This is a genomic window from Modestobacter marinus (assembly GCF_019799945.1).
GTDB classification, from domain to species: domain Bacteria; phylum Actinomycetota; class Actinomycetes; order Mycobacteriales; family Geodermatophilaceae; genus Modestobacter; species Modestobacter marinus_B.
Genome location: NZ_JABGCH010000009.1, coordinates 48,743 through 68,004, shown reverse-complemented (window position 1 = coordinate 68,004; position 19,262 = coordinate 48,743). Strand labels below are relative to the sequence as shown.

The following is a 19,262-nucleotide window of genomic DNA, read 5'->3' as shown; positions in this document are numbered from 1 at the left end:
GGCGTGCTCAGCGCCGGGCAGCTGCGGCAGACGGTCGCCGCCATCGCCGCCGAGCAGTCCGCCGACGGGGCGATCCCGTGGTTCCGTGGCGGGCAGCTCGACGCCTGGGACATGGTCGAGGCGGCCATGGCGCTGGACGTGGGCGGCGAGCACGACCGCGCGCTGGCCGCCTACGAGTGGCTGGCACGCCGCCAGCGGCCGGACGGGTCCTGGGCGTCGGAGTACCGGGACGGCTGGGTCGTGGCGCCCGCCGCGGAGAGCAACCACGCCGGCTACCTTGCGGTCGGCGTCTGGCACTCCTGGCTGTGCACCGCCGACGACGGCCTCGCCGACCGGCTGTGGCCCGCGGTGCGCCGCGCCCTGGACCTGGTCACGGCCATGCAGCTGCCGACCGGCGCGGTCGGCTGGGCGCTGCGCCCGGACGGGACCGCCGACGACACCGCCCTGCTCACCGGGAACGCCAGCCTGTACCAGTCGCTGCGGTGCGGGATCGCGCTCGCCGCGCTGGTCGACGACCCGCAGCCGGACTGGGACCTCGCGGTCACCGACCTCGGGGCCGCCCTGCGGACCCGCCCGGACGCCTTCGCCGACCGGTCCCGCTGGTCGATGGACTGGTACTACCCGGTGCTGGCCGGCGCGCTCCCCGGCCCGGCGGCCGACGAGCGCCTCGGCGCGGGCTGGGACACCTTCGTCGTCCCCGGCCTCGGCGTCCGCTGCGTCGCCGACCGGCCCTGGGTGACCGGTGCCGAGACGTGCGAGCTGGCCCTCGCCCTCGCCGCGGTCGGACGCACCGCGGCGGCCGTGGAGCAGCTCGCCGCCGCGCAGCACCTGCGCTCGGAGGACGGCTCCTACTGGACCGGACTCGTCTACGCCGACGACGCCCGGTGGCCGGTGGAGCGCACCACCTGGACCGCGGCCGCCGTGGTGCTCGCCGCCGACGCGATCGCCGGCACCTCACCCGCCGCCACGCTGTTCGCCGACCCGGGCGCCCTCGACCGGCTCGACCCGGCCTCCGGCCGGCCGCCCACCGTGGCGGCTGACCGCTCGGATGTGGGGAAGGCCCGGGGTTGACCCGCCCGGGCAGCGGGCAGGGTCCCCAGGTGTTCTCCGAGCTCGACGGTGCGCGGTCGGCGGTGACGTGCGTGGTCGCCAGCCGCAACCGGCGTGGCGACCTGCTGGCATCCCTCCCGCGGCACGAGGCGCCGGTCGTGCTCGTCGACAACGGCTCCACCGACGGCACCGTCGACGCGGTGCGGGCGGCACATCCCGAGGTCACCGTCGTCCCCCTGGACCACAACGCCGGCGCGCTGGCCCGCACCCTCGGCGTCGAGCGCGCGGGCACACCGTTCGTCGCCTTCACCGACGACGACTCGTGGTGGGCGCCCGGGGACCTCGCCCGCGCCGTCGAGGTGATGCGTGCCCATCCGCGCCTCGGCCTGCTCGCCGCCCGCGTCCTGGTCGGGGAGGAGGAGGAGGTGGACCCGATGTGCAGCGAGATGGCGGAGAGCCCCCTGGGTACGGATCCGGACCTGCCCGGCCCCTCCCTGCTCGGGTTCGCCGCCTGCGCGGCGCTCGTCCGCACCGACGCCTTCACCACGGCCGGCGGCTTCGACCCGGTGGTCCGCTTCCCCGGCGAGGAGGAGCGGCTGGCCCTCGACCTCGCCGCCGCCGGCTGGGGCCTGGCCTACGTCGACGAGGTCACGGTGCACCACCACCCCTCCGTCCGGCGCGAGCCCCCCGCCGACCGGCAGGCCGGCATCTGGCGCAGCCGGCTGCTGACCGCCGTGATGCGCTACCCGGCACGCGACCTGGCCGGGCAGCTGGTCCGTGCCCTCGGCGCCGGCCGCCCCGGCCGGCGCGGGCTGGCCGGTGCCCTGCCCCGGGTGCCGGCCGCGCTGCGGCGCCGCCGGGTGCTGCCTGCCTCCGTGATGACCGGCGTCCGGGAGCTGCAGAAGTGACCAGCGAGCTGAGCGCGAGCGTGCCGACCGGAACCGCAGCGGACCTGCGGGTCGCCGTCGTCGTCATCACCCACGACCGCCGGGACGAGCTGCTGCTCGCCCTCTCCCGGCTCCGTGCGCTCCCCGAGCAGCCGCACGTCGTGGTCGTCGACAACGGATCGGCCGACGGCACCGCCGACGCCGTCCGCGCGCAGCACCCCTGGGTCGAGCTGATCGCCAGCCCGGAGAACCTCGGCGCCGTGGGCCGCAACGTCGGCGTCGCCCGGCTGGACACCCCGTACGTGGCCTTCTGCGACGACGACACCTGGTGGGAACCGGGCTCGCTGCGCACCGCCGCCGACGTCCTGGATGCGCACCCCCGCCTGGCCGTGGTGACCGCACGCATCCTCGTCGAGCCCGGCGGCACCGACGACCCGATCGTCGCCGAGCTGCGCGACTCCCCCGTCGTCGGCGCCCCGTGGCTGCCCGGCCCGGCGCTGGGCAGCTTCCTCGCCGGCGCCAGCGTGCTGCGCCGCGAGGCGTTCGAGGAGGTCGGCGGCTTCTCCGAGCGGCTGTGGCTGGGCGGCGAGGAGGAGCTCATGGCCGGTGACCTGGCCGCCGCCGGCTGGGAGCTGTGCTACCTCCCCCAGCTGACCGTCCACCACCAGGCCAGCGCCGCGCGCGACCCGCACAAGCGGCGAGCCGACGGCATCCGCAACACCCTCTGGACGACGTGGCTGCGCCGCCCGGCCCGGCCCGCCCTGCGCCGCACCGTCGACCTGCTGCGCACCGTGCCCCGCGACCGGGTCACCGCCCGCGGACTGGTCCAGGCGGTCCGCGGCCTGCCCTGGGTGCTGCGCGAGCGCCGGGTGCTGCCGCCGCACGCCGAGGCCCGGTTCGCCGCGCTCGAGGACGCCCAGCGGACGTCCTCCGCCCGCCGCTACGTGAGCTGACGCCGCCGTCGGGTCATGCGCCCGCCGCCGTGGCGCAGGCGATGCAGGTGCGCGCCTGCGGCCGGGCCGCCAGCCGCTCCGGGGCGATCTCCTGGCCGCACTCGGCGCACCGGCCGTAGTCGCCGGCTGCCGCGCGGGCGAGTGCGGCGTCGACGTCGGCGAGCCGTCGGTGGACGGACTCCAGCAGGGCGGCGAGCTGCTGCCGCTCGAAGGCGATCGTGGTGCCCTCGGGATCGTGCTCGTCGTCGCCGTTGGAGGACTCCGACGCCGCCACCATCGCGTCGAACTCCCGGGTGAGCGCGTCGATCTGGGCGAGGGTCTCCACGCGCGCCCGGGCCAGCTCCTCCGTTGCGGTCACGGGCCCATCCTCCTCCGCAACCGGCCGCCGGTCAGGGGGTCCGGCGCAGCAACCGCAGCGATCCGGTGCCCGGCAGCTCGGTGAACCGACCCGAGGCCAGGACCCGCCGGTACACCCCGTACGGCGCCTGCCCGCCGTCGGCCGGGTCCGGGAAGACGTCGTGGACGGCCAACGTGCCGCCGACGGCCAGCTTCGCCACCCAGGCGTCCTCGTCGCGCCGGGCCGACTCCTCGGTGTGGCTGCCGTCGAGGAACAGCAGCGCCAGCGGCGTCGACCACAGCGGCGCCAGCACCTCCGAGCGGGTGACGACGGCGATCACCACGTCCTCGGCACCGGCGTCGACGATGGTCCGCCGGAAGCCGGGGAGGGTGTCGATGCGGCCGACGAGCGGGTCGACCAGCGACGGGTCGTGGTACTCCCAGCCGGGCTGGTGCTCCTCGGACCCGCGGTGGTGGTCGACGGTGACGACCTGCCGGCCGGTCTCCCGCGCCGCGGCGGCCAGGTACAGCGCGGACTTGCCCAGCCAGCTGCCCACCTCGAGCAGCGGCCCGGCCACCGGCACGGCGCGGGCAGCCTCGTAGAGGGCGCGCCCCTCGTCCGGCGGCATGAACCCCGGGGCGGCCACGGCGGCGGCGAGCAGGTCACCGGTTCCGGGCCGGGTGGACCCGGCAGCGCTCACCGCAGGCCCCGCGGACCGGCGGAACCGTCCGGGTCGAGCTTGGGGTGCCGCCAGGCGGACGTCGCCGGGCCCGGGCGCGACACCGGGGCCGGATCCGGGCGGGCCGCCGTCGCCGTCGCCGACGCCTCGGCCGGTCGCCGGCGGACCGGCGCGGGCTCCACCGGCCGCTGCGGTGCGGGACCGGCGGCCGACGCCGCCGTCGCCACCAGCGCCCCGACCAGCGTCGTCACCGGGACGGCGAGGACCAGCGCGATCCCGCCGACGAGCGTGCGGATCACCTCCTCACCCACCTCCGCGCCGGTCAGCACGACCCAGAACGGCCGCTGGTAGAGCTCGAAGAGCAGCAGCAGCGGCAGCGCCGCCCCGGCGTAGGCGAAGACGATCGTGTAGACCGTCGAGGCGATGTGGTCCCGGCCGATCGCCATCCCCCGGCGGTAGAGCTCCCGCCAGCCGAGGCCCGGCGCCGCCTCGTGCAGCTGCCACACCGACGAGGCCTGGGTGATCGTGACGTCGTTGAGGATGCCGAGCCCGGCGACGACCGTCGCCGCCAGCACCAGGCCGGAGAAGTCCAGCGTCGGGTCGAACTGCAGGAGCTGGATGCTCTCCTCGTTGCTGAACCCGAGCAGCCGGGCCCACGCCACGGCGACCGCACCCAGCGCGGCGCTGAGCGCCAGGCCGAAGAGGGTGCCGACCAGCGCGGTGGTCGTCCGGGCGGAGAAGCCGTGCGCCAGGTACAGGACGACGAACATGATCGCCGAGGAGCCGGTCAGGCTCACCCAGATCGGCGAGCCACCGTCGAGCAGGGCCGGCAGCATGAACTGCAGCAGGACGGCGAAGGCGAACCCCAGGCCCACGAGCGCACGCAGCCCGCGCAGCCGGGCCACCGCACCCACGATGAGCGCGAAGGCCAGCGCGAGCACCACGATCGGCGTGCCGCGGGCGAAGTCCTGGAAGGCGTAGCTGGGCTGGCCGCCGTCCAGTGCCTGGTCGCGGGTGAGCACGAACTCGTCGCCGATCTCGACGCCGGCCGAGACGACCTCGGCGGGCAGGTCGATCTGCACGAAGTCCCCCGCGCTGGCGCCCTCGCTGACGTTCATGACCGCGGTGCCGCACTCGCGGGGCCGCCCGGCGTCCTGGGAGCAGTCGTAGGTCTCCAGCGAGACGACCGTCGCCTGCGGGTAGGTCTGGCCCGGGGGGAAGTACTGCTCGGCGGCCTGCTGCGCGGCCGACTGCTCCTCGGCCGGCCACAGCGCGACCAGGCCGAGCACCGTGGCCAGCGCGACGGGGACCAGCAGGTACAGCATCAACCGGACCGCGCGCCTCCGTCGGGCGACCGCGGCCGGGTCGACCGGGACGTCGGTGTCGGGTCCAGGACTGTGGGTGTGGGCCGGCACCTGGTCAGGCTAGGCGGCGGGCCGGCCGGCGACCGGCTGGGCCGGGCATGTCGCGGACACCGGCCCCGTCAGCCCGGCGGGGACGCCACGGGTCCGAGCAGCTCGGCGCCGGCCAGGTACCCGGCCAGCAGCGCCTCGGCCACCTGCCGGACGACCTCGTCCCCGGGGAGGAAGCGCGGCGAGTGCAGGCCGGGGCGCCGGCCGTCGGGCCCGGCCGGGCCGCCCTCGACGCCGAGGAAGAGCATCAGCCCGCGGTGCTCGGCACAGAAGTGCGAGAAGTCGTCCGCGCCGAAGGACCGGAAGCTGTCGTCCACCACCATCCCGGCGCGGGCGAGCCACGGCGCCGCGCCGCGGGCCAGCTCGGCGTCGTTGGCCAGCACCGGCATGTTCGACTGGCTGTGCACCTCAGCCGTGCAGCCGTGCGCCGCGGCGGTGTGCCGGGCGACGTCGGTGAGCGCCCCGAGGAGCAGGAGCCGGTCCTCCTCCCGCATGACCCGCAGCCCGCCGTGGGCCCGGGCCGTGTCCGGCACCACGTTGAACGACGCACCGCCGTCGAGCTGCCCGATGGTGAGGACGGCGCCGACGGTCGGGTCGACCCGGCGGCTGACCAGCTGCTGCAGGCTGAGCACCACCGCGCACAGGGCGAGCACCGGGTCGGCGGTGGTGTGCGGGTAGCCACCGTGGCCGCCGTGCCCGGTGATCGTGATCGTGAACTCCTCGACGGCGGCGTTGACCGGGCCGGGCGTCGCATTGACCACCCCGGCGGGCAGCTGGGGCTGGACGTGCGCGGCCACCACCGACCCGACCCCCTCCTCGGCCAGGAGGCCGGAGCTCGCCACGTCGCGGGCGCCGGAGGGAGCGCCCTCCTCGCGGGGCTGCAGCAGGCCGACGAGCGGGGCCGGCCCACCGACCCGGCGCACCGCCCGCGCGAGCGCCACCAGCCCGGCGAGGTGCAGGTCGTGGCCGCAGGCGTGCATGACCCCGCCGGTGGCGGCCCACGGGGCGCCGGTGACCTCGTCCAGCGCCAGCCCGTCGAGCTCCGCCCGCAGCGCCACCGACGGGCCGCCGCCGTCCAGCAGCCGCACCACCCGGCCGGTCCCGGCCACCGGGCGGCCGCTGCCGGCCCCCAGCGCGTCGACGACCGCGTCGGCGGTGTCCTGCTCGTCACCCGACCGCCGCGGGTCGGCGTGCAGCGTGTGCCGCAGGTCCACGGCGGCGGGCAGCTCGACCGCCACCGCCACGCGGAGCCGCTCGAACCAGGCCCGCAGGGCGGCGGGCGGCTCGACGGTCGGGACGGGTGCCGGGAGGTCCATGCAGGCAGTCTCCCCGGTCGGGCCGCCGCCGTGTCCGGGACGCCGGGAACTTACAGGGCCTGCTGGAATTTTTTTGCAGTCTCGATGTTTACCTCGATGCCCGGCTGAGGTAATCTGTAGTTGCCGCTAGAGGTTCACCTCGGAGCGGGAACCACAACCAGCGAGAGAGAGCACCGGAGGTACTCAGCCATGGCGATGCTGAACTCCTACGACCCGTTCGCCGCGACGTCCGCCGCCTTCCGCGCACTGGACCAGCTGGCCGGTCGCGGGGGGACCACCACCGCCCGTCCACTCGCCGGCATGCCGATGGACGCCTACCGGGTCGGCGACAACTTCGTCGCCCACTTCGACCTGCCCGGTGTCGACCCCGGCTCGATCGACCTGCAGGTCGAGGGCACCACGCTGACCATCAGTGCCGAGCGCTCGGTCCCGCAGATCGAGAACGCCCAGTGGGCTGTCGCCGAGCGGCCGTTCGGCAACTACACCCGTCAGCTGGTCCTGGGCCGCAGCCTGGACACCGACCGGCTGGAGGCCAGCTACCACGACGGCGTGCTGACGGTCAGCATCCCGGTCGCCGAGAAGTCCAAGGCCCGCAAGATCACCGTGAGCCGCGCGGACTCGCCGGCCGCGGTGGGATCCGGGCAGACGATCGAGGGCGAGTCCGCCCAGAAGTCGGTCGAGAGCTGACCGACCGCGACACCCGGGAGGGGTGGGGCCGACCGGTCCCACCCCTTCCGTCGTCCCACCCCCGCCACCTCCAGGAGCGTGCATGAGCACCGATCCACTCCGCTCACTGGACGACCCGGACCACCCGGTGCTCACCATGAGCCAGGCGGCGGAGCTGCTCGGTGTCCAGGCGGCCTTCCTGCGCAGCCTGGACTCCTCCGGGGTGCTGCACCCGCACCGCTCCCCCGGCGGCCACCGCCGCTACTCGCGACACCAGCTGGAGGTCGCCGCGCGGGTCCGCGGCCTGCTCGACGAGGGGCACTCGCTCTCCTCGGCGCAGGCGATCGTGCAACTGCAGGACGACCTGGCCTCGGCCCGCTCGGACGCCGAACAGGCACGCGACGAGCGGGACACCGCCCGGGACGAGCGGGACGCCGCCCGCCAGGAGCTGCGCGACCGCGCCTGACCCGCGACCGGCCCCGCGATCAGGCCACGAGGGCCGGGAGCAGGAGCAGCAGGGTCGGGACCAGCAGCAGCGCCACCGCGCTGCACAGCGCCCCGGTGCGGCCGGCCCGCGACAGCGGCTCCGCCGGCGCGAGCAGCCGCCGCACCCGGACGGCGACCGCCCCGCCGGTGACCGCGAGCGCACCGGACGGCACCGCTCCCCCGGGCCCGCCGACGGCGGCCACGATCGCCGCCGCCAGGGTGCGCCGCGGATCCGGTCCGGTCAGCGAGGCCAGGGCGACGTCGTCGGCCCGCATCTCGACCAGGTCCCGCACCGCGTCGTGCGCCCGATCCGCGGCCGGCAGCACCGGCAACGCCGCCCGCCAGGCGACGAAGGGCAGCAGCAGGAGGTGGTGCCGCTCCCGCAGGTGCGCCCGCTCGTGGGCCACGACGGCCCGCAGCTGGGCGTCGTCCAGCTCGGCCACCATCCCCGAGGACAGCACCAGCAGCGGCCGGGCGCCCGGGATGCAGAACGCGACCGGCGCCGGGTGCTCCAGCAGCTGCGCCTCGGCCGCCGGGGTGGCGGCGGCGCCGGGTCGCACGACCAGCTCGAGCAGCTCCCGGTGCCGCCGCCGGGTGCGGGCGGTGCGCACCCAGGACAGCAGCAGCACGCCCAGCAGCTCCGCGGCGAGGATCGCGGCGAGGGTCTGGGCCACCCAGTGGTGGCCGCGCACCGGCTCCCCGGCGGGCTGCCGGGTGACCCAGTGCCACCAGGCCTCGGGCAGCGAGTGCCCCCACGGCGCGAGCCCGTGCACCAACAGCGCGCCGATCATCGACAGGCCGCCGGCCAGGCCGACGGCCTGCCAGCAGACCAGCGCCGCCACCGGGTCGCGCCGCGGCCAGCGCGCCCGCGACAGTGCCGCCGGCACCGGCCACGCCAGCAGGGCGGCGAGGACGGCGAGCGCCAGGGCAGTCGCGGGGAGCACGGTCAGCGGGCGCCGGCGCCGTCCGGGTCGGCCGCGGCGAGCAGCTCGCGCAGCATCCGCACCTCGTCGTCCCCGACGCTGCCCACGAAGCGGGCGAGCACCGCTTGCCGGTCGGCGGCCTGTCCGAGCACCTCGGACATGAGCTCGGCGGCGTGCTCCTCGCGGGAGGCGCGCGGCGCGAAGCGGCGCGGCCGGGCCTCGTCGTGGACGACGAACCCCTTCTGCTCCAGCCGGGTCAGCACGGTGTGCACGGTGGTCAGCGCGAGCCCGCGGTCGGCCAGCTGGTCGCGCAGCTCCGGAGCGCTGACCGGACCACCGGAGGCCCACAACCGTTCCATGACCGCCCGCTCGAGCTCACCGAGTGACGCCATCCCGGCCTCCTGTCGTCCGACTCACACCCATCACTTCTCTACGCTCCGTAGAAACCGTGTTCTACCTGGCGTAGAAAGGATGCGTCGATCGTACGTCAGCGCCGGGAGGCACCACCGTGGACGTGTTGGACATCGCCCGCTGGCAGTTCGGGATCACCACCGTCTACCACTTCCTGATGGTGCCGCTGACCATCGGCCTCGGGGTCCTCGTCGCGGTCATGCACACGATGTGGGTCCGGACGAGCAAGCCCGAGTGGCTGCGGATGACCCGCTTCTGGGGCCGGGTCTACCTGATCAACTTCGTGCTGGGCGTGGCCACCGGGCTGGTCCAGGAGTTCCAATTCGGCCTCGCGTGGAGCGAGTACAGCCGCTTCGTCGGCGACGTCTTCGGCTCGTTGCTCGCCCTCGAGGCGCTGCTCGCGTTCTTCCTCGAGTCGACCTTCCTCGGCCTGTGGATCTTCGGCTGGGGCCGGATCCCGAAGAAGCTGCACCTGGCCAGCCTGTGGGCCGCGGTGATCGGCTCGATCGTGAGCGCGTACTTCATCATCGCCGCCAACTCCTGGATGCAGCACCCGGTCGGCGTCGTGGTGGACGACGCCACCGGCCGGCCGCTGCAGGTGGACTTCGGCGCCGTGCTGACCAACAACACCGCGCTGGCCGCCTTCTCCCACACCATCGTCGGCTCGCTGCTGGTGGCCGGGGCGCTGCTGGTCGGCATCGGCCTGTGGCACCTGCGGCGGCGCAAGCTCGCCGGGGCGCCCGCCACGGAGGTGGATCACGCGGTCTGGCGCCGGTCGGTCCGGCTCGGCGGCGTCGTCTCCCTCGCCGCGTTCGTGCTCGTCGCAGTCACCGGCGACCTGCAGGCCAAGCTCATGTACCAGCAGCAGCCGCTGAAGATGTCCTCGGCCGAGGCGCTGTGCGAGACGGAGGCGCCCGCCCCGTTCTCGGTCTTCGCCTTCGGCAAGCTCGGCAGCAACGAGTGCGACGACGTCCACTCCTGGACCGTCCCCTACCTGCTCTCCTACCTCGCGCACGGCGACTTCTCCACGGCGGTGCCCGGCGTCAACGAGCTGCAGGAGGAGTACAGCGCGGTCTACGGCGCGACCTACCCCGACGACCCGTCCTTCGGCGACAAGGCCGGCGAGCCGATCGACTACGCCCCCGTGCTCGCGGTCACCTACTGGAACTTCCGGTTGATGATCGGCATGGGCGTGGTCTCGGCCGGCGTCGCCGCCTACGCGCTCTGGGCGACCCGCAAGGAGCGGGTGCCGACCTCCCGGATCGGGGTCTACGGCTCGCTGCTGGCCGTCGGCGCCCCGTTCCTGGCCAACGCGTCGGGCTGGATCTTCACCGAGATGGGCCGGCAGCCGTTCGTGGTCTACCCGAACCCCGACGTCCCCGTCGCGGACCAGGTCTGGTTCTTCACCGCCCAGGCCGTCTCCCCCGGCATCACCGCCGCGGAGGTCTGGACGTCACTGATCAGCCTGACCGCGGTCTACGGGGCGCTCGCGGTCGTCGAGCTCTGGCTGATCGTCCGGTTCGTCCACCGCGGGGTGACCACCGGCGACGGCGCACCCGCCCCCGGTCATGCCCCGGAGGGCACGCCGGACGAGGACCTGCCCGGCGGCCGGGACGCCACCGACGACGACGTCCTGTCGTTCGCCTACTGAGCTCGAGGAGAGCCGACATGGACCTGCAGACACTCTGGTTCGCCGCCGTCGCCCTGCTGTGGACCGGCTTCCTGCTGCTGGAGGGGTTCGACTTCGGCGTCGCCGCGCTGCTGCCGGTGCTCGGCCGCCGCCCCGCCGACCGGCACCTGATGCTGCGCAGCATCGGCCCGCTGTGGGACGGCAACGAGGTCTGGCTGATCACCGCCGCCGGCGCGGTGTTCGCCGCCTTCCCCGGCTGGTACGCCACCTGGCTGCCGGCGCTCTACCTACCCTTCGTGCTGGTGCTGTTCGGCCTGATCATCCGGGCGGTGGCGTTCGAGTGGCGGCACTCGCACCACACCGAGCGCTGGGACAGCACCTGGACGCACGTGATCACCACCGGCTCGCTCATCGCCGCGGCCGGCATCGGTGCCGCGCTCGCGGCCACCACCCTGGGCCTGCCGATCGACGGCGACGGGAACCGGGTGGGCGGGCCCTTCGCCGGCCTCGGCTGGCCGGCGCTGCTCGGGGCGGTCGCCGTCCTGGGCTTCTCGCTGGTGCACGGAGCGGTGTTCCTCGCGCTGAAGACCGACGGCCCGGTCCGCCTGGCCGCCCGCGCCTTCGCCCGCCGCTGGTCGCCGGTGGCCGCACTGCCGCTGCTCGGGTGGGCCGGGCTGCTGCAGCTGCACTCGGGCACCGTGCTCACCGGGGCCCTCTGGCTGGTCGCCGCCCTGGCCGTCGTGGTCACCTGGGCCCGGATCCGGGTCGACCGGGAGGGCCAGGCGTTCACCGCCTGGGCGGTGGTCCTGCTCGGCTCGGCGGCCACCGTCTTCGGCGCGGTGTACCCCGTCGTGGTGCCCTCCACGATCGACCCGGCCTTCGACGTGACCATCAGCGACGCGTCGGTCAGCAACTACACGCTCACGATCATGACGTGGACCACCGGGATCGCCCTGCCGGTAGTCCTCGGCTACCAGGCCTGGACCTACTGGGTGTTCCGGAAGCGGCTGTCGGCCGAGCCCGGGACGCCGCACGCCGAGCCGGTGTCCGCGTGACCTCGTCGTCCCCGGGGGCAGAAGTGGCCACTCCTGCCCCGGGAGAGGGGGCGGGGCGCGGACCGCTGGGGGCACTGGCCGGGGTGCCCGGTTTGGTCCCCGCGCTGGCCCGGGCGGCCGCCCTGGCCGTGCTGTCCACCGCGGGCGTGGTGCTGCTCGCCGCCGGGCTCGCCCGCGGGATCGCCGACATCGCCGACGGCGTGGTGCCCGGGTCCGCGCTGGGCCTGGCCCTGCTGGGTGCGGCGGTCCGCGCGGTGGCCGGGGGGCTGGGCACCGTCGTCGCCACCCGGGACGCCCGCCGCGCCGAGGACACCCTGCGCCGCCGCCTGCTCGACCGGCTGCTGGCCGGCGAGGGCGAGGCCGTCGCGGCGGCGGGGGGCACGGGCCCGGCCGCCGTCCTGGCGACCACCCGGCTGCACGACCTCGGGCCCGCGCTGGCGACCTACCTCCCGGCCCTCGCGCAGACCGCGGTCGTGCCGCCGGTGCTGCTGGTCGTCCTCGGGGTCACCGACTGGCTCTCGGCGCTGCTGGTGGGCGCAACCCTGCCGCTGGTGCCGCTGTTCATGGTCCTGGTCGGCCTGCACACCCGCGACGAGACCGCCGGCGCCGCCCGCGCGCTGGACCGCATCGCCGGCCACGTGGCCGAGCTGGTGCGCGGCCTGCCGGTGCTGGTGGGCCTGGGCCGGGCCGCCGACCAGCTGGACGCGCTGACCCGGCTCGGCGAGGAGCACCGCCGCCGCACGCTGGCGACGCTGCGCGTCGCGTTCCTCTCGGCCCTGGTGCTCGAGGTGCTCGCCACCCTGTCGGTGGCGCTGGTCGCGGTGACCGTCGGGCTGCGGCTGGTGCACGGCACGGTCGGCCTGGACGTCGGCCTGTTCGCCCTGCTGCTGGCGCCCGAGGCCTTCGCCCCGCTGCGCGCCCTCGGCTCGGCCCACCACGCCTCCGAGGACGCCGCCGAGGCCGCGGCGGCCGCGCGGACCGTGCTCGCCACCCCGCTGCCCCGCCCGGTCGTCGCCCCGGTCCCCGCCGGCCGGCCCCGCGGCATCACCGTCGCGGACCTGACGGTGCGCTTCCCCGGCCGGGGCGCGCCCGCCGTCGACGGCGTCTCCCTGCGGGTCGAGCCCGGTGAGCTGGTCGCGCTGAGCGGGCCGAGCGGGTCGGGCAAGTCGACGGTGCTCGCCGTCCTGGCCGGCCAGCTCCTCGACGGCGGCACGGCACGGGTCGACGGCGCGGTCCGCCGGCCGGAGGAGGTCGCCGTCGTCCCGCAGTTCCCGCGCACGGTCGCCGACACCGTGCTCGGCGAGCTGCACCGGCACGCCGGGGACCTGCCCGCGGAGCGCGCCACGCCCCTCGCCGACATCGCGCTGTCCTGGGTGGCCGGCGAGCACCTGCGCGACCGGGCCTGCCGCACCCTCTCCCCCGGTGAGCTGCAGCGGGTGGCGCTGGCCCGGGCGTTCGTCCGGGTGCTGCGCGGCGCCCGGGTGCTGCTGCTCGACGAGCCCACCGCCTCGCTCGACACCGCCGCGACGGCCCGGGTGGCCGCCGTCCTGCACCGGCTGCGGGGCTCCCTGGTCACCGTGCTGGTCACCCACGAGCCGGAGCTGGCCGCGCTCGCCGACCGCACCGTGGACCTACCGGCGGCGGCCCCGGTCGCCTCGGCGCCGGCGGCGGCCGCCGAGCAGCCGACCGCCGGGGTGGTGACGACCGCCGGACCGGTCGCCGCACCCGCGGGACCGGCGACCGGAACCCCGTCGACGACGACGGCGCGGCTGGGCCGGCCACGGCGCGCCCTGGCGACGGCGGTGGCCTACGGCGCCGCCTCCAGCGCCGCGGGCGTCGCGCTCACCGCGGTCTCCGGATGGCTGATCGTCCGGGCGTCGGAGGGGCCTCCGGTGCTCACCCTGATGGTGGCCATCGTCGCGGTGCGGAGCTCCGGACTGGGCCGGGCGCTGCTCCGCTGGCTGGAGCGGCTCGCCGCCCACGACGCCGCCTTCCAGCTGGCCGCGCGCACCCGGGTCCGGCTGTGGGAGGCGCTGGTGGCGCAGGGCCCGGCCGCCGACCGCACCCCCGGCCGGGCGCTGGCCCGGGTGGTCGGCGACGCGGCGCTGCTGCAGGAGCTCTCGGTGCGGGTGGTGACCCCGCCCCTGGTCTCCGCCGTCGTCCTCGCGGGGACGACGGCCGCCCTCACCGCGCTCGACCCGCGGACCGGGCTGCTGGTCGGGCTGGTGATCGCCGCCGCCGTGCTCACCGTCACCGCGGTGCACCGCTGGGCCGATCGCGGGGTCTCCCGGCGCGCCGCCGAGCTGCGCACGGTGGCCCTGCAGGAGGCCGGCACGGTCATCGACGCCGCGGCGGACCTGCGGGCGCACGGCCTGGTCGGCGCCGCCGTGGACGCGCTGGACGCGCTGGGCCGCCGGCAGGGCCGCGCGGACCGCGCCGGGGCGACCGCCGCGGCCGCCGGCGACGCGGTGGCCACGTTCGCCACGGGCGCCGCCGCCGTGCTGGCCGTCGACCTCGGCTCGGCCGCGGTGCAGGCGGGCACTCTGTCGGCACCGGTGGCGGCGGTGCTCGCCCTCGCCCCGCTGGCGCTGCTCGAGCCGCTGACGGCGATCGGCGCGACGCTGCGCCACCGGCTCGCCTGGGCCGACTCCCTGACCAGGGTGCGGGCCGTGCTGGACGAGCCGGTGGCGGCCGACCCGGTCCTCGACGACCGGACGGCGCCACCCTCCCCGGTGCGCGAGCTCGCCACGGAGCGGCTCTCCGCGGGGTGGCCCGGCCGTCCCGGCGTGTTGCGGGACCTCGACCTCGTCGCCACCGCCGGGCGCGGCTGGCTGGTGGTCACCGGCCCGTCCGGCGCCGGCAAGTCGACCCTGCTGGCGGTGCTCATGGCCGCGCTGCGGCCGTCGTCCGGCGATTACCACCTCGGAGACGGCCGCCGTCCGGTGTCGGTCAGCCAGCTCACCCGGGCCGACGTGCAGGCCCAGGTGGCCTGGTGCCCGCAGGACGCGCACGTCTTCGACGCCACCCTGCGCGCCAACCTGGCCCTGGCCCGGCCCCGCGGGGAGCTGACCGGCCCTGACGGCGAGCGCGCCATGCGACGCGCACTCGCCGACGCGGGCCTCGGCGCCCTGCTGGCCGCCCTCCCCGCGGGTCTGGACACGCCCGTCGGGGCGGGCGGCACCGCGCTGTCCGGCGGGGAGCGGCGCCGGCTGGCGGTGACCCGGGCACTGCTGGCCGACCGGCCCGTGGTGCTGCTGGACGAGCCGACCGCCCACCTCGACCCCCCGACCGCGGCGGCGCTGGTCACCGACCTGCGGGCAGCGCTCGCCGACCGGCTGGTCGTGTGCGTGACGCACGACGCCGCGCTCGCCGACGAGGACGTGGACACGGTCCTGCGCCTCGGTGGACACGTGCTGGCACCGGCGCGCCGCTGAGCGGACGGAAACGTTTGAAAATGGAGCTTCCGGGCCATGGCCGACGACGTGACCCTGGCCGCGCGGTTCACCGCTGCCGTCGCCGCCGCTGCCGCGGAGGACGGCGACGGGGACGCCATGCACCTGCTGCCGGAGCGGCTGAGCCGCGCGGCGGTGCGGGTGCTGCCGGCCGACGGCGCGGGGATCAGCCTGCGCACCCGGCGGGACGGTCGCATCCCACTGGGCGCGAGCTCGGAGGTCGCGGCGCTGGCCGAGCGGCTGCAGTTCACCACCGACGAGGGCCCCTGCATGCAGGCCCACGCCGAGGGGCAGCCGGTGTTCGTGATGGAGGACGACCTCCGCCGCCGCTGGCCGGCCTTCGCCGGGCGGCTGCTCACGGAGACCCCCTACCGCGGCGCCGTCGCCCTGCCGCTGCAGTCGGCGCTGGCCGGCCGGTGCGCGCTGGACCTCTACTTCACCGACCCGACCGCGGTGCCGCGGCTGGACGTGTTCGACGCGATCGCCGTCGGCGAGCTGATGACCTCGGCGCTGAGCGACGCGGTGATCTGGACGACCTGGAACGAGTCGCAGGGCCCGGACTGGCTGCACAGCCCGGCCGCGGTCCGGCGCAGCGCGGTGTGGCAGGCCGTCGGCGAGGTCAGCATGGCGCTCGACGTCCACACCCAGGTCGCCCTGCAGGCGCTGCGGGCCGAGGCGGGGGCGACCGGACGGTCGGTGGACGACGTCGCCCTCGACGTGCTCACCGGCCGGCTGACCTCGGCCGACCTCCCCCACCCCTGATCCGGCGGCTCAGTCGCAGGGGTCGCCCTCCACCGGGACGTCGACCCGGATCTCGTCGCCCAGCCGGGCGTCCTTCAGCGGGACCTGCTCGGCCGCCCAGAAGCGGCCCGGGTCGTGGGCCCGGAGCGGCCGGCCGCCCGGCAGCAGGCCCATCGCCCGGTAGGTGGCGGCGACCAGCTCGGCGCAGAAGATGGTGTCGTTGCTCTGCCGCCACCGCAGCTTGCCGCCGAGCCAGCCCTCGGGCAGGCCGCGGGTGGTGGGGAACGGCTTGCCGTCCAGCCGGGCGACCGAGCGGAGGACGGCGTCCTCCATCTCCCGGGTCACCCCACCGTCGCCGGCCGGGCCGCTCAGCCGGCGTAGCCAGGCCTGCTGCCCGTAGCGCTTCTTCCAGACGCACACCGCGTCGGAGAGGTCGTGCAACTGCACCCCGCGCTGGTGCCGGCCGGTCCAGGCGTCGGCCAGCGAGTGCCCGAGCTCCGCGTGCCAGATCAGCGGCGGGAGGTCCTCGATGACCACGGCCATGCCGACGTGGTCGACCGGGACACCGGCGCCCGACTGGGCGGCCCCATCGGCGGGGGACGCGCGGCGGAACAGCCAGACGTCCCCGGTGCGGGTCAACTGCACGGCGTCGTGCAGCGACAGTGCACGAGAAGGAGCACGAGTGTGAGCCACACCACTACCGTACGTCCTCATGTGGGTCTGGAAGCTGCTCGGGATCGCCGGTCTGACCGGCGTGGCCACCACCGGTGCCGTCCTCCTCCGTCACCAGAGGCACCGCCGGTCCTACAGCGCCGAGGACGTGCGCGCGCGGCTGCGCCTGCGCGCCGAGTCGGCCACCCAGCTCAGTCCCGATCCAGACCTCGCCCCGGACTGGCCACCGGACGTGGAGCCGCCGCGCCGACACCCGCTGGAGCAGGCGCTGAGCCGCGCCATGCGGATGCCGGCGCTGCGCCGGCTGCCCGTGCCGGTCGGCGAGCGCCGGGAGCGCTGACCCGTCGGCCGGGTCAGCCGGCACCGGGCGGGAGGGTGACCCCCTCGTCCTTGAGGACGACGCCGGACGCGCCGAGCTGCCGGGACGCCTGGAGCAGCGCGACCAGGGTGTCGGCGGCCTGCGCGTAGTCCAGCCCGTGCGGCGGGCGGACGTTGGAGATGCAGTTGCGCTCGGCGTCGACCCGCCCGGGGCGGGGACCCCACGTCAGGTAGAGCCCGAGGCTGTCCGCCGAGCTCAGCCCCGGCCGCTCCCCCACCAGCACGACGACGATCCGGGCACCCAGCGCCTCCCCCACCGGGTCGCCGAGCGCCACCCGCGCCTGGGAGGCGACGACCAGCGGCGCGACCTCCCAGCCCGGCAGCCGCTCGAGCACCGCAGCGACGGTGCCGGCGGCGTGCTCGTGCACCGCCCGCGGCGACAGCCCGTCCGCCACGACCACCGCCAGGTCGTACGAGCCGCAGGGCAGCGTCGTGCCCTCGGCCGGGCGCCGGCCGAGGTCCGGGCGCTGCAGGTAGGTGGCCCGGTCCGGGGCGGCGCTGTGCACTTCCAGCACGTCCAGCCCGACGCCGGCGGCGGCCAGCGCGGCCCGCACCCGGCCGGTGTCCAGGGCGGTGTGCACCGCGTCCCGGGCCACTGCGTGGGCGGCGCGGAACTCCAGCTCCCGCGCGGTCGGCAGCCCGTCGCCGGCCCGGCCGAGCGCCACCCGGGCGCGGGTGGCCTGCCGCAGCACCGCCCAGGGGTCCCTCGAGGGGGCAGAAGTGGCCACTTCTGCCCCCTCGGGGGTGGTCATCGGGCCGCCGCCAGCAGGGCCTGGACCGCGGGTGCCTCCGGGGTCAGCTCGCGCACCCGGCCGGCGTCGTCCAGCAGGTCCATCCGGGCCAGCCACGCCTCGAACTCCGGCGTCGGGCGCAGTCCGAGCACCGAGCGTGCGGTGAGCACGTCCTGGAAGGACAGCGACTGGTAGTGCAGCATCACGTCGTCCGAGCCGGGGACGGCGATGAGGAACGAGCACCCGGCCGCACCCAGCAGGAGCATCAGCGCGTCGGTGTCGTCGCCGTCGACGTCGGTGTGGTTCGTGTAGCAGACGTCCACACCCATCGGCAGGCCGAGCAGCTTGCCGCAGAAGTGGTCCTCCAGCCCGGCCCGGACGACTTGCTTGCCGTCGTAGAGGTACTCCGGGCCGATGAAGCCGACGACGGTGTTCACCAGCAGCGGCTCGAAGTGCCGGGCCACCCCGTAGGCCCGGCACTCCAGGGTCTGCTGGTCGACCGGCCGGCCCCCGACCCCGCGGTGCGCGTCGGCCGACAGGGCCGACCCCTGCCCGGTCTCGAAGTAGGTGACGTTGCGGCCCACCGTGCCCCGGCCGAGCTCGAGCGCCGCCGCCCGCGCCTCGGCGAGCAGGTCGAGGGTCACCCCGAACCCGCGGTTGCCGGCCTCGGTCCCCGACACCGACTGGAACACCAGGTCGACCGGCGCGCCCTGCTCCAGCGCCCGCACCGTGGTGGTGACGTGCGCGAGCACGCAGGACTGCGTCGGGATCTCGTAGCGGCTGATCACCGCGTCGACCAGCTGGAGCAGCGCGACGATCTGCGCCGGGGAGTCGGTGGCCGGGTTGATGCCGATGACGGCGTCACCGCTGCCGTGCAGCAGCCCGTCGAGTATCGACGCCGTCACGCCGACCGGGTCGTCGGTCGGGTGGTTGGGCTGCAGCCGCGAGGCGAGCCGCCCGGGGAGGCCCAGCGTGCCGCGGAAGCCGGTGACCACCCGGGTCCGGCGGGCCACCGCGACCAGGTCGGCGTTGCGCATCAGCTTGCTCACGGCGGCGACCATCTCGGGGGTGAGCCCCCGGGCCAGCCCGCTGATCGCGGCCTCGTCCCGGGCGGCCGCCCGGTCCAGCAGCCAGTCCCGGAACCCGCCCACGGTCAGTGCGGCGACCGGGGCGAAGGCGGCCGGGTCGTGCGTGTCGAGGAGGAGCCGGGTGACGTCGTCCTCGTCGTAGCCGACCACCTGCTCGTCGAGGAAGGTCGTCAGCGGGACGTCGGCGAGCACGTGCTGGGCGGCGACCCGCTGCGCCTGCGACTCCGCCGCGATCCCGGCCAGGACGTCCCCGGACCGCGCCGGGGTCGCCCTGGCCAGGAGGTCGGCCAGCGACGGGAACTCGTAGGTGGAGCCGCCCAGCGTCGTCCGACGGATCGTCACCCGCCCACCTCACCGGGAGGCGGGCCCCCGGGTCAACGGGGTGGGACGCTCGC

19 protein-coding genes are annotated in these 19,262 nt (G+C 76.1%); 10 read left to right on the top strand and 9 right to left on the bottom strand.

Annotation, left to right across the window (positions count from 1 at the left end; genetic code table 11):
* Nucleotides 1-3 precede the first annotated feature (3 nt).
* The 3 genes from HK417_RS10490 to HK417_RS10480 are packed head-to-tail and all read left to right on the top strand — an operon-like array spanning nt 4 to nt 2,890.
* Nucleotides 4-1,071 carry a prenyltransferase gene (locus HK417_RS10490; protein ID WP_308123502.1) on the top strand — a complete coding sequence of 356 codons (1,068 nt, stop codon included), beginning with the start codon at nt 4-6 and terminating at the stop codon, nt 1,069-1,071.
* Between the two features lie 29 nt (nt 1,072-1,100).
* The gene (locus HK417_RS10485) at nt 1,101-1,958 is read left to right on the top strand and encodes a glycosyltransferase family 2 protein (RefSeq protein ID WP_308123501.1); all 858 of its coding nucleotides are present in this window, start codon (nt 1,101-1,103) and stop codon (nt 1,956-1,958) included.
* Nucleotides 1,955-2,890: a glycosyltransferase family 2 protein gene (locus HK417_RS10480; protein WP_222266109.1), complete on the top strand. Its 936-nt coding sequence runs from the start codon at nt 1,955-1,957 to the stop codon at nt 2,888-2,890. The genes HK417_RS10485 and HK417_RS10480 overlap by 4 nt, the downstream gene beginning before the upstream one ends.
* A 13-nt stretch (nt 2,891-2,903) precedes the next feature.
* Here the strand turns inward: HK417_RS10480 and HK417_RS10475 are convergent, their stop codons facing one another.
* The 4 genes from HK417_RS10475 to HK417_RS10460 all read right to left on the bottom strand — a co-directional run bounded on the left by HK417_RS10475 (nt 2,904) and on the right by HK417_RS10460 (nt 6,634).
* Nucleotides 2,904-3,248 (bottom strand): TraR/DksA family transcriptional regulator, encoded by a 345-nt coding sequence (locus tag HK417_RS10475; protein WP_308123500.1) that lies wholly within the window; start codon nt 3,246-3,248, stop codon nt 2,904-2,906.
* 31 nt (nt 3,249-3,279) lie between these two features.
* On the bottom strand, nt 3,280-3,927 hold the full coding sequence (locus HK417_RS10470) for a class I SAM-dependent methyltransferase (RefSeq protein ID WP_222266107.1): 648 nt from the start codon (nt 3,925-3,927) through the stop codon (nt 3,280-3,282).
* On the bottom strand, nt 3,924-5,321 hold the full coding sequence (locus HK417_RS10465; RefSeq protein ID WP_308123499.1) for a YibE/F family protein: 1,398 nt from the start codon (nt 5,319-5,321) through the stop codon (nt 3,924-3,926). The genes HK417_RS10470 and HK417_RS10465 overlap by 4 nt, the downstream gene beginning before the upstream one ends.
* A 68-nt stretch (nt 5,322-5,389) precedes the next feature.
* A complete protein-coding gene (locus tag HK417_RS10460) occupies nt 5,390-6,634 on the bottom strand; it encodes a M20 metallopeptidase family protein (protein ID WP_222266105.1) in 1,245 nt (414 codons plus the stop codon).
* A 189-nt stretch (nt 6,635-6,823) separates the two neighbouring features.
* Here HK417_RS10460 and HK417_RS10455 point away from each other — a divergent pair, with 189 nt between their 5' ends.
* Together HK417_RS10455 and HK417_RS10450 are read left to right on the top strand one after the other, a co-directional pair.
* A complete protein-coding gene (locus tag HK417_RS10455; RefSeq protein ID WP_261326327.1) occupies nt 6,824-7,321 on the top strand; it encodes an Hsp20/alpha crystallin family protein in 498 nt (165 codons plus the stop codon).
* 82 nt (nt 7,322-7,403) lie between these two features.
* On the top strand, nt 7,404-7,766 hold the full coding sequence (locus tag HK417_RS10450; protein ID WP_222266103.1) for a helix-turn-helix domain-containing protein: 363 nt from the start codon (nt 7,404-7,406) through the stop codon (nt 7,764-7,766).
* Between the two features lie 19 nt (nt 7,767-7,785).
* Here HK417_RS10450 and HK417_RS10445 read toward each other — a convergent pair whose 3' ends face one another.
* Together HK417_RS10445 and HK417_RS10440 are read right to left on the bottom strand one after the other, a co-directional pair.
* Entirely contained in the window at nt 7,786-8,730 is a 945-nt protein-coding gene (locus HK417_RS10445; RefSeq protein ID WP_222266101.1) for a M56 family metallopeptidase, read from the bottom strand.
* Between the two features lie 2 nt (nt 8,731-8,732).
* Complete coding sequence (locus HK417_RS10440) at nt 8,733-9,101, bottom strand: BlaI/MecI/CopY family transcriptional regulator (protein ID WP_222266099.1); 369 nt, start codon at nt 9,099-9,101, stop codon at nt 8,733-8,735.
* A gap of 116 nt (nt 9,102-9,217) precedes the next feature.
* Here HK417_RS10440 and HK417_RS10435 point away from each other — a divergent pair, with 116 nt between their 5' ends.
* From HK417_RS10435 to HK417_RS10420, 4 genes are all read left to right on the top strand, one after another.
* Nucleotides 9,218-10,771: a cytochrome ubiquinol oxidase subunit I gene (locus tag HK417_RS10435; protein WP_222266097.1), complete on the top strand. Its 1,554-nt coding sequence runs from the start codon at nt 9,218-9,220 to the stop codon at nt 10,769-10,771.
* Between the two features lie 17 nt (nt 10,772-10,788).
* On the top strand, nt 10,789-11,805 hold the full coding sequence (cydB, locus tag HK417_RS10430; protein WP_222266096.1) for a cytochrome d ubiquinol oxidase subunit II: 1,017 nt from the start codon (nt 10,789-10,791) through the stop codon (nt 11,803-11,805).
* 83 nt (nt 11,806-11,888) lie between these two features.
* Nucleotides 11,889-15,239 carry a thiol reductant ABC exporter subunit CydC gene (gene cydC / locus HK417_RS10425; protein WP_308123498.1) on the top strand — a complete coding sequence of 1,117 codons (3,351 nt, stop codon included), beginning with the start codon at nt 11,889-11,891 and terminating at the stop codon, nt 15,237-15,239.
* Between the two features lie 36 nt (nt 15,240-15,275).
* Entirely contained in the window at nt 15,276-16,019 is a 744-nt protein-coding gene (locus HK417_RS10420; RefSeq protein WP_261326326.1) for a GAF domain-containing protein, read from the top strand.
* Between the two features lie 9 nt (nt 16,020-16,028).
* Here HK417_RS10420 and HK417_RS10415 read toward each other — a convergent pair whose 3' ends face one another.
* Nucleotides 16,029-16,691 (bottom strand): hypothetical protein, encoded by a 663-nt coding sequence (locus tag HK417_RS10415; RefSeq protein ID WP_308123497.1) that lies wholly within the window; start codon nt 16,689-16,691, stop codon nt 16,029-16,031.
* A gap of 19 nt (nt 16,692-16,710) precedes the next feature.
* Here HK417_RS10415 and HK417_RS10410 point away from each other — a divergent pair, with 19 nt between their 5' ends.
* Nucleotides 16,711-17,010: a hypothetical protein gene (locus tag HK417_RS10410; RefSeq protein WP_222266094.1), complete on the top strand. Its 300-nt coding sequence runs from the start codon at nt 16,711-16,713 to the stop codon at nt 17,008-17,010.
* Nucleotides 17,011-17,023: 13 nt separating this feature from the next.
* On the opposite strand, the gene eutC is transcribed toward HK417_RS10410, so the two are convergent.
* A complete protein-coding gene (gene eutC / locus HK417_RS10405) occupies nt 17,024-17,800 on the bottom strand; it encodes an ethanolamine ammonia-lyase subunit EutC (RefSeq protein ID WP_222266092.1) in 777 nt (258 codons plus the stop codon).
* Nucleotides 17,797-19,209 carry an ethanolamine ammonia-lyase subunit EutB gene (locus HK417_RS10400; protein WP_222266090.1) on the bottom strand — a complete coding sequence of 471 codons (1,413 nt, stop codon included), beginning with the start codon at nt 19,207-19,209 and terminating at the stop codon, nt 17,797-17,799. The genes eutC and HK417_RS10400 overlap by 4 nt, the downstream gene beginning before the upstream one ends.
* Nucleotides 19,210-19,262: the final 53 nt, after the last annotated feature.